General features: G+C 48.0%; 9 protein-coding genes. All 9 read left to right on the top strand.

Going from position 1 to position 15,427, the window contains the following annotated elements; all coding sequences use genetic code 11:
- Positions 1-24 precede the first annotated feature (24 nt).
- The 9 genes from EQU24_RS17720 to fliD all read left to right on the top strand — a co-directional run bounded on the left by EQU24_RS17720 (position 25) and on the right by fliD (position 15,303).
- Positions 25-1,119 (top strand): FkbM family methyltransferase, encoded by a 1,095-nt coding sequence (locus tag EQU24_RS17720; RefSeq protein ID WP_017842288.1) that lies wholly within the window; start codon positions 25-27, stop codon positions 1,117-1,119.
- Positions 1,120-1,139: 20 nt separating this feature from the next.
- Positions 1,140-2,060: a phytanoyl-CoA dioxygenase family protein gene (locus tag EQU24_RS17715; protein ID WP_017842289.1), complete on the top strand. Its 921-nt coding sequence runs from the start codon at positions 1,140-1,142 to the stop codon at positions 2,058-2,060.
- A gap of 10 nt (positions 2,061-2,070) precedes the next feature.
- Positions 2,071-3,354, top strand: a complete 1,284-nt coding sequence (locus EQU24_RS17710) for a glycosyltransferase family 4 protein (RefSeq protein WP_017842290.1) — start codon at positions 2,071-2,073, stop codon at positions 3,352-3,354.
- Between the two features lie 5 nt (positions 3,355-3,359).
- Positions 3,360-4,511: an FkbM family methyltransferase gene (locus EQU24_RS17705; RefSeq protein WP_175421702.1), complete on the top strand. Its 1,152-nt coding sequence runs from the start codon at positions 3,360-3,362 to the stop codon at positions 4,509-4,511.
- A gap of 199 nt (positions 4,512-4,710) precedes the next feature.
- A complete protein-coding gene (gene tnpC / locus EQU24_RS17700; RefSeq protein WP_040575330.1) occupies positions 4,711-6,291 on the top strand; it encodes an IS66 family transposase in 1,581 nt (526 codons plus the stop codon).
- A gap of 165 nt (positions 6,292-6,456) precedes the next feature.
- Positions 6,457-10,926, top strand: coding sequence for a glycosyltransferase (locus EQU24_RS17695; protein ID WP_083877799.1), 4,470 nt, complete (start codon positions 6,457-6,459; stop codon positions 10,924-10,926).
- Positions 10,927-11,061: 135 nt separating this feature from the next.
- On the top strand, positions 11,062-12,765 hold the full coding sequence (locus EQU24_RS23330) for a flagellin N-terminal helical domain-containing protein (RefSeq protein ID WP_017842294.1): 1,704 nt from the start codon (positions 11,062-11,064) through the stop codon (positions 12,763-12,765).
- A gap of 125 nt (positions 12,766-12,890) precedes the next feature.
- Positions 12,891-13,271 carry a flagellar protein FlaG gene (locus EQU24_RS17685; protein ID WP_085986421.1) on the top strand — a complete coding sequence of 127 codons (381 nt, stop codon included), beginning with the start codon at positions 12,891-12,893 and terminating at the stop codon, positions 13,269-13,271.
- Positions 13,272-13,293: 22 nt separating this feature from the next.
- On the top strand, positions 13,294-15,303 hold the full coding sequence (gene fliD / locus EQU24_RS17680; protein ID WP_017842296.1) for a flagellar filament capping protein FliD: 2,010 nt from the start codon (positions 13,294-13,296) through the stop codon (positions 15,301-15,303).
- The last annotated feature ends 124 nt before the right edge of the window (positions 15,304-15,427 follow it).

Raw genomic sequence — 15,427 nt, 5'->3', positions numbered from 1 at the left:
TTTTTACATGTTGAAGGACTAGTCATGCTAAATGATTTGTGTTTGATAGAGAGCCGCGTTGATACATTTCTTAAGAGAGCAAACGAAGGCAATCCCGTTTTTTTGTATGGTGCTGGATTTGCTATGCCTGCCATAATAAAAAAGTTAGAGAAATATAATTTTAATATTTTTGGTATCTGCGACTCTAATCCAGACAAGCTAGGTTCTTATCACGAGGGTAAGTACCGGATAGTTTCCTTTGAGGAGGCCATCGATCACTATCCTAATTCTACCTTTGTTATATCATCACCAATCTATTTCAAAGAGATTTACAATTCATTGATTAAGAGAGTCACACCTGCGCAGGTCTGTGATATCGATTTGGAGTGTGTGCATTATTTCGAACCCCATGAGTTCAAACAATTCTTCTGTGAAAATCTTCATGGCTTTTACCAGGTATTGGATTCATTAGCAGATGACTATTCAAAACAAACCTTTCTCAAGGTATTAAAGGCTCACCTGACCGGCGAGCGGGAAGATTTCGAGATTGCCTTTACTGGCAACGACGATTGGTATTTGTTTCGTTCCTTTATGCGGCCTTTATCGAATTCTGTTTTCCTGGATTGCGGCGCTTACGATGGTGATACAGTGCGGCTGTTCATTGAGGCATCAAATAATCAATATAGCAAGATATATGCGTTCGAACCCGATGATAGTATGCAAGATAAACTGTTTGAGGTTGCGAATTCGGCGTCACCCGGGAAAATTGAAATCATCAAACAAGGGCTTTCGAATTTTACTGGGAGCGTTTCATTGCGCTCTAATGGGATGTATTCTTACATCGATATTGACGGCGAAGATAAGCAAGCCATTCCAGTCACAACAATCGATTCCATTATGAACGGTGCGCCGGTAGATATAATAAAAATGGACATCGAAGGTTCGGAATTCGAGGCACTAAAAGGCGCCATGCAGACTATCAAAACTTTTAAGCCCAAGCTCGCAATATGTCTTTATCATAAGGTGGAAGATTTTCTCAGAATTCCTGTCTTGTTGATGGAAATGGTGCCAGAATACAAGTTTTACATCCGTCATCAGTCTCCTAGTTGCACCGATACTATATTGTTTGCATCTCTATAAAAGTTTACGTGAGGACCAAAATGCTCTCAGACGATCAGAAGCATTCTTTTCATAATAATGGATTTCTCATTATTGGTGATGTTATACCTGAGGCTATGCTAGCTCGTCTTGAGGAAGATATCTTGGAACGTATAGATGAAATGGCAGCTTATCTCAGGATTGACATTTCGGGAGTGGCTTCAGATATTGATGCAAGGATGTTGGCTCTTGAAAGTAGGTGTCCAGGTGCGTCGTTGATTTTTACACACTCCTTCATTATGACGCCGGGATTGTTTAATCTCTGGAGCGAAAGCCATTTGGTGGATATTGCCCAATCGCTGATCGGGCCTGACATAGATGGTCACCCTTTCTGGACCGTTAGGCCAAAACCCCCAAACATTGAGTTGTTTGCAGTGCCTTGGCATCAGGACAGTGCTTACCTATATAAAGAGGCAATTGAAAGTCAAATCCTCACGTTCTGGATTCCGATACGCAATGTCACCGCTAACAGCGGAGGTATGGAGTTTGCATGCGCAGAACACCGAAACGACCATGAATTGCTGCACATTCCTCATGAACAGCTTGAATTTGGCTATAAGTCTTGGTATCTGGAAATTCCGTATGAGATTGCTGAGCATTTTAACACCGAAAATTGCATTATTAAGCGAGGCTCATGCATTGTTTTCAGTCAATTTACTCCGCATAGGTCACTATTAAATACCTCTCAATCGTGCCGTTGGAGTGTCGATCTGCGTTATATTAATGCTAATGCTATCAGTGGTGTCCGCAGAGCATCAATACCATTCAGGCGAGGAGCAAAAGCCATGCGGTCATTCGTTGAAGAACAAAAGGCGGGGTATATGCAGCAACAACTAAGAGAAAAAAGGGATGCCTGGCACCATGGTGTCGAAAATGCGATTTGGAAAGAGCGTTGGATTAAAAAAACTAACTTTATATTATGAGTGAGTATTGGTGGAAGTGCTTCATATAACCGCCCACCTAGGCGGCGGTGTTGGCAAGGTGCTCTCCCGCCTGGTAGAGGCCTCGACTAGGCGCGGTGACGGCATCTATCACACTATCGCCTGTCTAGAAGCGCCGGAGAAATCCCAGTTCGTCGACCAGGTGCGAGCCCACGACGGCCAGTTATTGGTTTGCCCAAGCCAAGTAGAACTAGCCGAGCAAGTCGCGGCGGCAGATATCGTGCAGTTGGAATGGTGGCACCACCCGGCGGTGGCTGCCTGGCTAGGGGGGGAGCTACCAGCCATGCGGCTGGTGGTATGGAGTCATATCTCCGGTTTGCATGTACCCAGATTGCCAACCGCCTTCGTGACCATGCCGGCTCGATTCCTGTTCACTTCGCCCTGCAGTTGGTCGCAAGTCGCCCTGGCCGACTTGGATGGAGATGTTTGGCTGCGGGTAGACGCGGTGTTTAGCACCGGCGGTTTCGATGACCTGCCAGAACCGCAGCAACGTCCCCTGAATGGTCCACTACGAGTAGGCTATCTGGGGACCCTAAACTTCGCCAAGCTGCACCCCCGGCTGCTGGATTTTGTCGCCGCCGTGAAGCTGCCGAATTTTCGCTTGATTTTGGTGGGGGATCCGACTACTGGAGTGGAATTATTGAACGAAGCTCAGCGGCGGGGACTCGACAGCCGCTTAGCGATTCGAGGCTACCGTACCAATGTGGCGGCAGAGTTGGCGGGCTTCGACGTGTTAGCCTATCTGCTCAACCCGTTACATTACGGTACGACTGAGAATGCCCTACTCGAAGCCATGTCGATGGGAGTGATACCCATAGTGTTAAACAATCCTGCAGAACGGTATTTGGTTGAACATGGTAAAACGGGCTTGGTAGTGGACAGTCCTGCTGAATTTGCTAGAGTGCTGGCCAGACTGAATGCCCAACCCGATTTGCGTTGGCGTTTGTCACGCCAAGCCAGCCAAGATGTAAGAAAGCGTTTTGCACTAGAGCATACTGCCGATTGTCTCCTACGTCATTACCAGGCAGTTATGACCGAGTCGAAACGTGAATTGGACTTTCGGCCTGTCTTTGGCGACAGTCCGGCGGATTGGTTTCGTTCCTGTATGGGGGAGGAAGCTTATCGCTTCCGTGATGATGGCTCAGTGAACTTGGAAGGCGAACTACCCCATGTTCTATTTGAACGCTGCAAAGGTTCTGTTTTTCATTACCATCGCCAATTTCCAGGTGATCTCCGCTTGGCCAGTTGGGCGAAAATATTGGGTGCATGGAGATGAGGAGATTGGAATTACCCGATCGAAGCCAAAGCAAAATGTTGCTGGACGATCTTGTGGTACGCATTCCTACGGTTGCTCCTCAGCTTGTAGACCGGCCTCTGGTTCTGTACGGCGCTGGCAAATTGGGACAATTGGCTGCTCAATTAATGGATTTCTTGGGTATTCCTATTGCCTATGCGATCGATCGATCCCCTCCTGCTAATAATCTGCTGTTGGATCGTATTCCGGTTTACCTGCCTGAAGAAGCACCAAAGAAAAATCATGCCAGCCACTTAGTGGCGGTATGCGTGGTGGTGGCGCCCTATACACCTATTCAATCTTATTTGCACACAATGGGCTGGCTTCATGTGCGGCCCTTCTATGATGTGGCTGAGGCTTATGCTGGACGAGTGCCCCTAAACAACGGTTGGTTTGCCGGTGCTTTGAATACCAATGATCGTGAGCAAATAAGTCGGCTCCTCGATGCATGGTACGATGATATTTCCCGGGCTGCTCATTTGCAATTTTTGGCCTGGAGGGTGCATCGCGAGGAATGGTTGTTCTCAGCCGCGCCGGTAACTATTGATAATCGTTACTTTATTCCAGAGGTTTTATCGGCTCTAAACTCAGAAGAATGTTTTCTTGACGCAGGAGCTTGGCGCGGCACGGTGTGCCAGCGTTTTTTGATTGAATCCAAGGGAAAGTTTGAACAAATCGTAGCCATTGAGGCGGATAAAGACAATGCTTGCGCTTTGCGGGATTGGGTAAAGAGTCTGCAGCCAGATCAAAAGAACCGTATTCAAATTAGGGAGTGCGCTCTATCTGAAGAACAAGGATGTTTTCCCTTTGCCCATGGTTACGACCTAACATCCCGTTTGATGCCAAAAGCTATGGGAAACGTAGAAACTTTTACCTTGGATTATCTTAATATTCCTTGCAGCGTTGCAAAAATCCATCTTGAAGGCGGCGAACTAGCTGCTTTGCAAGGTGGGTTGAAGACCTTAAAGCGATATCGACCAATACTGGCAATTACGGTCTATCATAATTGTGATGGCCTTTGGCGCACAGCGACTTGGCTCATGGAACATTTGTCGGAATATCTTTTTCTGTTTCGTATGCATGCCTGGTGCGGCACGGGTGCCGTGATTTATGCTATTCCAAAGGAACGTCAAGTTTAAGATGAGTTGTTGTAATTTAATAGATTTGGCTTCATCTGAAATCCTGCTCGACCACTTAATCTCAATGAGTCGAAGACTGAGTTTTCGATAATGTCTATTTGTAACCGGTTTCCGTCCGTACATGGCAGTTAGGGTAATCGTTTAGCCCCCATCACTAAAAAAGTAGCAACTCACGTTAAAACATGAAAAGCTATAGGACATGACGTTGAGCGACCGAGACCTTAGCCAAATGGACACGGACTATCTGGATGATTTGCCGGAGGGTGAGTTGCGTCCATTGAGTAAGCAACTGTTGGCGGATCTCAAAGAAGCCCGAGAACGACTCAAACAATCCCCGGATACGAGTTCGCGTCCGCCGTCATCCCGGGAGCCTTGGCAATCGAATCAATCCAGCGCCGAACCGTCGGAAGAAGCGCCGGCAACGGACGACTTGTCGGCACTGGATTCGTCTGAGTCTTCGTCAGATGACTTACCTAGCCAGGACTCGGCAACACCTCCGGCGGCGACCGGTGATAGCGGAAAGCCTAAAAAAGCCGGGCGCCAAGTCGGTAGCCCAGGCTATAGCCGCAACCTGACCTTACCGGTGACACGGACAATTGAGCATCGCCCGGATTGCTGCGCCGCGTGTAGGCAATCGTTTGCCGACAACACCGACTACCGACCCTGGAACGCCCGGTTCGAACTGGAGCTTGAAATCGGCAACGCCGAATCGCCGAAATTACAAATCGAACATAGCCGACATGACTACTTCTCGGCGACCTGTCCCTGCGGTCATCAAACCCGCGCCGAGCCCGGGCGAGGCGCCGACGAAGATGGCTGGAGCGTAGCCCTGAGCGAATGGCATCTGTGCGGCCCTCGGTTGGTTAGCTTTTTGGTTTATCTCTCATTGTCCCTACGGGCATCGCGCAGCAGAATCCAAGCCTATTTGCGCGATTGGCTGGGAATCTACCTCAGCACCAGCACCATCAATCAATGCATTCATGAAGCGGGACGTGCCGTTGCGCCGGTCGTCGACGAGCAGTTGATCGCGGAACTCAAGGCCGCCGGCCTCTTACATATCGATGAAACACCCTGGAAAGAAGCCGGGCAGTTATTTTGGCTCTGGGTCTTTGTCAGCGCACAGACGGTGATTTATCAAGTGGGCAAACGCCATCGTCTCGTCGTGAACCAGCTCTTAGGGGAAGCGTTTTGCGGCTTACTGATGACCGACGGCTACAGCGTCTATCGCATCTTTCCTAGGCGCTTGCGCTGTTGGGCGCACTTGGTGCGCAAGGCCCGAGCACTGTATCAGTGCCTGGATAGCGAAGGACAAGCTTTCGGCGAAGCCTTGTTATTGGCCATGATCCTGTTGATGCGCAACATCCACCGACTCCGCGAATCGCCGCCGGATGCCGAATCCTTATGGGCGCAGAATCAACAGTTGCTGACCTTGCTGCGCTCGCTCTGCGAGACGCACCGAGACATCGCGCATGTTGACAGCCGACAATTAGCCGGCGAATTTCTCAACGATTGGGAGGCCATCGTGCGCGTGGTCGAAACGCCGGCGCATCCATTGACCAACAACGTCGCGGAACGCAGTTTGCGGCACTGGGTATTGCTGCGCAAAATCACCTTCGGTTCGCGGACGGCCCAAGGCAGTCGCGTGGTTGCCTTGCTGGCGAGCGTGATTGATACCGCGCGTTTGAGAGACCTGAATCCTTGGGAGTTTATTGCTCAAACACTGGCCGAACGCCGTAAAAACCAACCTGTCCCTCGTTTGCCTATGCCGGTTTTGGCGTGATAGGAACAGGGGGGGGGCTAAACGATTACCAGTTAGGTAAAATTAGAGATTCTCGATGAATTGTCGGATAATAACTGAACGAAGCTGAAGCCAACTGGTTTGTTCGCATCGGCTCTACACGGCGAGCGAAACTCCCTAAGTCATATTTTTACTAAGTAAACTATAATGATGTCAACTACTGATAATAAGCCTTTTATTTCTATTTTAATGCCAACTTACAATCATGGAGCTTATATAAAAAAAGCTATTGAAAGCGTTTTGTCATGTGATTCTGTTGAAATAGAGCTAATTATTGGAAATAATTGTTCGGAAGACAATACAGATGCTGTTATTGAGCCCTATCTTAGTGATAATAGAGTGGTTTATTTTAGAAATGAAGAAAATATAGGGATGGGAGCTAATGGGTTTAAGTGTATATCCTTGGCTAAAGGTGTCTTTAGTTTATTGTTGGCATCAGACGACTATTTGTATCCTGGTTTTATCGAGTTGATTTATCTTGGGTTTTTGAAAAATAAGAATATCGATGTATTTTATTCTAATGTTAATTATGTTAACGAGAAAGGTAAATTAACATCGATAAATAAGCATCCAGGACTGGTTGATTTTAGTTATACAGGATTAAGAAACGAATTTGCTACCATTATCAGCTCTGGGGTACATATTAAGATTGGGGCTTGTGCGATAAAGACAGGTTTTCTTAAGGATTATATTAAAGACTTCTCAGTGTCTTCGTTTCCTGATGGTTTTGTTGGTTATGACACTGATATCCTTTTGTTTTTATCTCAAAATGGGGCTTGTTTTTCATATACGAATACTATACATGCTGTACATCGTAAGCACGAAAATCAATCATCTGGTCAGTTTCAATATCATAAAGGACAGCATTTAATTGATAACTTATTTTTGTGGGAAAAATACATAACAAATAAAAATTTACATAGGCTTTCAGGTTTTGAAGAGAAAATTCTAAATTTCATTGAGTTTAATATAGCGCTTTTAAAAAAGAATGCTAGTAATCCAGAAAAGATTTTGTCTGAACTTGGCTGTCGTATCGATGCTGTTAAGTCAAAAATAATAAAAAGTTCTAATCGATTACGTCCTTTATCTGCTAAACCTCTGGTTACTGTCGTGATGCCGACTAAGAACAGGCCGGAATTACTGCAATATGCGCTCAAGTCGATTATTGAGCAAGTTTATGATAACTGGCAGGCTATTGTCATCAACGATGGCGGCTGTGATGTCGGCCCCTTAGTAGAGGCAATTGATCAAGGTCGCAATAAAATTCATTATATACATTTGCCGTCATCTAAGGGACATGCAGCAGCTAGAAATGTTGGTCTTGAACTAGCTCAAGGTGAGATTATTACTTACTTAGACGATGATGATATGTATTTTCCAAATCACCTTGAGATTGTTGTTAATGCGCTGATTAATTCTAGTGATCCAGTAGTATTTACACAGGGCGAGTGGGTTTCTGAAACTATTGAAAATGGTGAGAGAATAGATATAAAGAAAGAATATCCATATATTAATTCTGAACATTCACTAGATAAGCTACTTGTTAAAAACTACATTGGGCTAATTTTTCTGGCACATAGAAAGTCATGTCTTATTAAAATTCGAGGATTTGATGAATCATTAACTGCTTTAGTAGACTGGGATTTAATATTGTCACTTTCAATGCATTTTAAAATTCGAAGGTTAGATGATATAACAGTCCAAGCTCGTTCAAGAAATAATGTTAAAGACAATGTTTCTAGAAATGAACGGAAAAACTTTTTCGATCTCTTTAGTCGAATTTATAAAAAATACCCGGTAGACGATCCCGCGATTCAAGCGCAACGAAATTCATTACTAGAATATTTTCAAAAAGAACAGAGTCGATCGGGTAATCAAGCTTCTGGCCCCATTACAATAAATTATAAACAAAATAAGGCCGATCAACCCAAACCAGCCGACCTTTATAAGCAATGGTTACAGGAAAGGCAAATCACCGAAGCCGACGCCCAATTATTCGCCGAACGCATGTTGCGTGATTGGCGATTACAACCGATTATTCATATTTTAGTCGAGGTTGCGCCTGGGGAAGAACAGGGTTTGGCGGATACGATCGATAGCCTGTCTCAGCAGTTATACGGCGAATGGCGATTGGTGATTCTGGCGCCTTTCCCGGCGCCGGACAGCTCTTTTGATGAAATCGATATCGTCAGTTGGCATGTTGTGAATGATAGCGCCAGTCGTCAAAATACATTGAATGCGTTACTCAGTGACGATGAGCGTGTTTGGTTTTGGCGATTGCCCGCTGGCACGCAATGGGAAGTGCAAGCCTTGCTCTGTTTAGGCGACTATATCAATTTGTATCCGCAGGCGCGCTTGTTTTATTGTGACGATGATGAACGCGGCTCAACCGGCGGTTATCAAAACCCCCGCTTTAAACCCGATGTCAACATCGATTATCTTTATTCCTATAACTATCTAGGTGCGTGTGCAATATCGGCACAGGCGCTTAAAGTTTTAGGCGGTTGGCATACGGATGGCGAAGCGCAAAGTTACGATTTTGCCTTGCATGTGCTGGATCAGTGTGGCGAGGCTGCATTGGCTCATATCCCCGAAGTATTAATTCATCTGCCGCCAAATAAAATACAAAGTCTAACGGAATCGTTACACCGACAGGCGTTGATGGAACATTTCAAAAGGCGAAATATCGAGGTGGATATTCAAGAAGGGTATTTGCCGAATACCTTCAATATTGTTTATCGCTGGCCGCAAACGCCGCTGGTTTCCATTATAATCCCTACGCGTGACCGGCTGGATTTATTAAAGCCCTGCGTCGAAAGTTTGCTCGATAAAACTCAATATCCAAACTATGAAGTCTTGGTCGTCGATAACCAAAGTGAAAAGTCGGAGACTTTGGAATATTTCCAAAAATTAGAGCAGGAATATAATCACGTTCGGGTTATTAAATATGCCAAGCCTTATAATTATTCCGCGATTAACAACGCTGCGGCCGAGCAAGCCAATGGCGACTACTTAGTTTTATTGAATAACGATACCGTTATTATTCAGGAGCAATGGCTGGAGCGTTTGCTCAATCACGGTTTGCGCGATGAAGTCGGTATTGTTGGCGCGCGCTTGGTTTTTCCGAACCAAACCCTGCAACACGCCGGCGTGATTTTGGGCATGGGGCCGTTCGGCGTCGCCGATCATCCACATATCAGTCTGCCCTTAACCGATCCCGGTTATATGAACCGGGCGCAAGTCGTACAAAATTTTTCGGCCGTGACCGCCGCTTGTTTATTGATCCGGAAATCGATTTATTTTGATGTCGGCGGCTTGGATGCGGAAAACTTCAAGGTGCTGTTCAATGATGTCGATTTGTGCCTGAAAGTACGCGAACGGGGTTATAAAATCGTTTGGACACCTTATGTGACCGAAGTACATCATGGTTCCAGTTCCATCAAAGCGGACAGAAATCCCGATAATGTCAAGCGTGCCCGGCAAGAAGCCGACGGCATGGTGAAAAAATGGCTCCCGCAACTGGCCAACGATCCTGCCTATAACCGCAATCTCAGTCTCAAGCACCGTCATTTTCAAATCGAAACCGAAACTGATGTGACCTGGAATCCTGATTTTCATGATCGTTTGCGGGTTTATGCCTTCCCTGGCAACGATACCGGCATTGGCGAATATCGAGTCAGAGCGCCTTTACGGGTATTGACCAATGCGGCGATGATACAAAGCAGTCTCTTGCCGAACCATAGCGAAACGCTGATTCCCGATATTGTCGAAATCGAGCGGGTTAAGCCTGATGTAATGATGCTGCAAAACGGTTTTGCCGATTATTTGATCAATGCTTGGACGCAATATAAGCGTTTTAACAATGTTTTCCAGATTTTTTCGCAAGATGATTTGATTCATATGTTGCCGAAAAAACATCCGTTGCAAGGCAAGTGGCCGAAGGATTTGCGTAAGCGTTTAAGAAAATTGTTGGAGCAGTCCGACCGTTTGATTGTGGCTACCGAACCATTGAAAGAAGAATACGGCAAATATAGCCAAGATGTGCGCCTGGTGCCGAATTATCTTGAAAAAGCACGTTGGCTGGGTTTGGATATCAAATTCACCGAACAGCGAGATGGCAAGCCGCGTGTCGGTTGGGCCGGAGGAGGGCAGCATCAGGGGGATTTGGAATTGATTTTGCCGGTGGTTGAGGCGACTGCAAATGAAATCGATTGGGTGTTTATGGGGATGTGTCCAGATATGCTCAGGCCTTTTAGTAAAGAATTTCACAGTGGTGTTTTATTCGATCAGTACCCGGCTAAACTTGCCAGTCTGGATTTGGATTTGGCGATCGCACCGTTGGAATACAATAATTTCAACATGGCGAAAACCAATTTGCGTTTACTGGAGTACGGTATTTTGGGATGGCCGGTCGTCTGTTCCGATGTGTATCCCTATCAAAATGCTCCGGTAACGCGGGTTGGTCATAATGCGAGTTATTGGATCAAGACGGTCAGAGAAAAGTTGGCCGAGCCGGATGCTTTGCGTGCAGAAGGGCTGGCTTTACAGCAATGGGTGTTGGTGAATTTCATGTTGGAGGACCACCTGGATGAATGGTTTAGCGCATTGACGCCATGATGACGGGCTTTTGATATATCGCGCCCAAAAAATATTAAAGCTTGGAAAGCTTTGGTCGATAACTTCAGCGAGATAAAAAGAAAGTCTTAACCAGTTTCGATCAGAACATAAACGTAGTTAATAAGGAGAGTCATCATGGCACAAGTCATTAACACCAATGTTGCCTCGCTCAATGCGCAGCGGCAACTGAACAAATCACAAAGCGCGATGCAAACCAACCTGCAACGCCTGTCTTCCGGCTTACGTATCAACAGTGCCAAAGACGACGCGGCCGGCTTGGCGATTTCCAACCGCTTCCAATCCCAAATCAACGGCCTTAACCAAGCCTCCCGTAACGCCAATGACGGCATCTCCTTGGCGCAAACTGCCGAAGGCGCGCTGGACGAGGTCACCAACGCGCTGCAACGCATGCGTACCCTGGCCGTACAAGCGGCCAACGACACCAACTCCGCTTCCGACCGGCAAGCGCTGCAGGCTGAAGTCCGGCAATTGGTCGATGAGATCAACCGGATCGGTGGCACGACGGAGTTTAACGGCAAGAAGTTATTGAACGGCGAAGATAGCGAATTTAGTTTCCAAATTGGCGCTAATGCCGGCCAACAACTCAACGTCAAAATGGCCGATATGCGCGCCAGTGCCTTGGGTCAACAACCAGGTGCCGTGCAAACTACAGGTACCCGGGTGGCGTTGGGTGCCAATGAATCAGGCAATGTCGGTATCCAAGATTTAACTGCGGCTGGCGCATTGTCCGGAGCCGCTGTTTCGTCTGGTCAATTTACGATTGAAGTTGCTGGCCAATCCACAGTGGATATTGCCGAAACCCGTTATGGCGGAAACATTGAATGGAAATCCAGTGGCGATTTGACCAATGTCAATTCTCTTGATTATGGCGGCGGTATTGCCAAAGACATTGCGGCCAGGATTAATGACATCGCAGCTAAAGGGCTGACTGATGCCAGTGGACAAGCTATCTTGCAAGACGTTTATGCAAAGGCGGAAACCAGTTTCTCTATCACTAGCGTGGCCAGTGGCGATGCTACTGCTGCCATGGCTTCTGGTGCCCCGATTGACGGCTACAGGCATGTGGGTGCAGGCACCATTGCCCATGACGGCCTGACCATCAATGGCGTCAATATGGGGCCTGTGAGCTTCCAAGAAAAAGACGCGGACGGTTCGTTGGTCAATCAAATCAATTCAAAAAGCAATGTCACCGGTGTCACGGCCAGTGTCGACAAAGATGGCGTATTGCAGCTTTATGCGGAAGACGGGCGCGATATCATCATCCAAACCAAAGCGGCGGAAGACGCGAACAAGCTGTTTGCGGCAGGTGGGACGGCAGTTGATACGGCCGACACTAACCGGATAGACTTTCAGGCTGCGCTGGAACTACGGGTTGCTGGCCGTGTTACGCTCTCTGCCCAAGACACGATTACGACGAGTGGGACGGCGGCCGCTAATGCAGGATTTGCATCCGGAGCCGCTACGGCCATTGGCGATGAGATGAAGGAGAATAAGCAGGCGGTAGGTTCTATCCAGCTCGCCGATGTCACCACTGTCCGGGGTGCCAATATCCTGATGAAATCTGTGGACAGCGCCTTGTCACAAGTAGATGGTTTGCGGGCGAATTTAGGTGCGGTACAAAACCGCTTTGAAATGACCATCCGTAACCTAGATAACGTCTCGGAGAATCTGTCCGCGGCGAATTCTCGGATTCGCGATGCTGACTTCGCCGCCGAAACCACGGCGATGACACGCAATCAAATCTTGCAACAAGCCGGTATTTCGATGTTGGCGCAAGCCAATGCCCAATCGCAAAACGTGATGTCATTGTTACGGTAAGCAGTTAAAATAACCGGAACTGTCTTCCGAAGGCTGTTCCGGTTTTTAGCTAAGGGGTAAACATTATGGACACGGGAATCAAAAACGTATATCCCTCAATAGGTTCGTTGCAACCAGTGCCGGATATGAAAAAAAACCCTTTGATAGACAAGGCGACCGGTAATCCGGTCATCGCCAGTTCTGTCGATACGGTTTCAAAAAACGCGCCGGCATCCGGTGTGTTGAGCAATGTGCATACCGAAAAGGATGAAAAAAGCCAACTCGATCAGCGGGATTTGGACGACATGGTCACGCAAATCAACACCGCTCTGCAAAACGAAAGGCGCAGTATTCAGTTCAATGTGGACGAAGATAGCGGTCGGACGGTCATCAAGATCATCGATGCGAAATCCGGCGACCAGATCAAACAAATCCCGGCTGAGGAGCTTCTGAGAATTTCACGGCAGATGGCTGAGCAACTCGATCAGGACGATATTACCGGTATGTTGGTTCAGGGAAGGGTCTAACGAGGTTTAATGGAGAGCTGTCATGGCAGGCATTCAAGCCCCCGGTGTCGGGTCCAATTTAGACATCAACAACATCGTGACACAGTTGCTCTCAGCCGAGCGCAAGCCCGCGGAGACGCGCTTTGCGAGTCAGGAGGCGCTGGTCCAGGCCAGGCTGTCGACTTTGGGGATCGTCAAGAGTTCGGTTTCGGACTTTCAAAGCGCGCTGCGCGGACTCAACTCGTTGACGGCGTTTCAGAGCAAGACCGCGAGCGTCGGCAATGATCGCTTGTTTTCAACGACGGTCAGCAGCGCTGCGGTGGCCGGCAGCTATTCTGTCGAGGTCAAGCAGTTGGCGCAAGGGCAGAAACTGGCGACAAAGAGTCTTGCCGATACTTCGTCTGTGATTGGCGGCGGTAAATTGACCATCAGTTTCGGCACTTATGACGGCGACACCAACGTATTTACAGAAAACGACAAAAAACCGGCGCGGGCGATAGACATCGCGGCGGGTAGCAGTTTGGCCGACATTCGCGATTCGATTAATGGGGCCGGTATTGGCGTTACCGCGTCGATTTTGAACGACGGTAACGGTTTCCGTTTGGTGTTGGGTTCCGATAGCGGGGCGGCGAGTAGCATGAAAATCGATGTGGCCGACGCCGAGGGCAATCCGTTGCTCGATGACAGCGGTCTTGGTCAGCTGGCGTTCGATCCGACCGCCGAGGCGGGTTCCGGCAAAAACATGCAGCAAACGCTTGAAGCAAGGGATGCACAGCTGATGGTGGACGGTATCGAGGTTTCGCGTTCGACTAACTCGATCAGTGGCGTCATTAGCGGCGTAACGCTGGATTTGAAGGAAATGGCCGAGGGTGCGCCGACCACATTGTCGATCCAAGCGAATAAGGACAGCATCAAGGAGGCGGTGGAAAATTTCGTTACCAGTTATAACGAGCTTCGGGGTGTGCTGAACAAGTCCAGCGTCTATGACGCGGAAGAAAAAAAGGCGTCTTTATTGACCGGCGATTCCGCGATCCGCAGCATCAATAATCAAATGCAGCGAATCATGGGCAATGTCGTGACCGGCTTATCCGGGCCTTTGCGAGCACTGGCCGATATCGGTATTACGACCGCACGGGACGGCACGTTGAGTTTGGATAATACGCGCATGAATCGGGCTTTGGATGCCAATATCGATGATTTTGCGGCGTTGTTTACGACGGTCGGTCGCGCATCGGGCAATAACATCAGTTACTTCGCGTCATCCAGTGAAACCAAGGTGGGTAGTTATGCTGTCAATATTACGCAATTAGCCAGTCAAGGGGCTTATACCGGCGGCGATATCGGCAGCGAGCCATTCGATATCGCCGAGGGCAGCGCCTTCCGGATCACTGTCGATGGTGCCCAATCGGGGACGATCACGCTGGGTGAAAAAACGGGTTTGACCGGTAATGAGTTGGCGCGCGAACTGCAGAGTCAGATCAACAAGGATTCGGCGTTGTTGAACGCTAATCGTTCGGTGCAAGTCTCTTTCGAGGATGGAAAATTATCGATTAAATCCGCGCGCTACGGCAGCGATTCGACGATAGCCATCGGCAACATCAACGCTGGTAGCTCATCTTTAGGCTTGTTCAATGCGACCGGTTTGGCGGGACAGGATGTCGCCGGCACAATTGGCGGTGTTAGTGCAACGGGCAATGGAACGCGCTTGACCGGAGCCGGTGATGCTGCAGGTTTGCAGATTGACGTGATCGGTGGAGTTTTGGGGGAGCGAGGCACGGTGAGTTTTACTAAGGGTTTTGCACAAGAGCTGAATACCTTGGTCGGCAGTTTTTTGTCGAGCGATGGCGTGCTGACGCAGCGTACTAACGATTTCAATCGGGAAATTAAGGAAATAGAAGGTAGAAGAACACGATTGAACGAACGAATGGAGAGCCTGGAAACACGACTCAGGGCTCAGTTCATGGCGATGGATTTGATGGTTGGGCAAATGCGCGCGACCAGCGATTTCTTGAGCGCACAGCTGCAAAATTTACCGAGCGCCAACAGTAAATAAGTAATTACGAACGAAGATTAATGCAAGCCGCATCGAGAGAATCTCGATGCGGCTTTTTTGTGTCGACGAAATTTTGACGGAGTTGGCATTTTTTTCTGGCTTCGCGTCATGATTTTGATAATCG

Source organism: Methylotuvimicrobium buryatense (assembly GCF_005931095.1).
Classification (GTDB): domain Bacteria; phylum Pseudomonadota; class Gammaproteobacteria; order Methylococcales; family Methylomonadaceae; genus Methylotuvimicrobium; species Methylotuvimicrobium buryatense.
The sequence above is the reverse complement of the archived record's forward strand: the minus strand, read 5'-3'. Positions and strand labels throughout refer to the sequence as shown.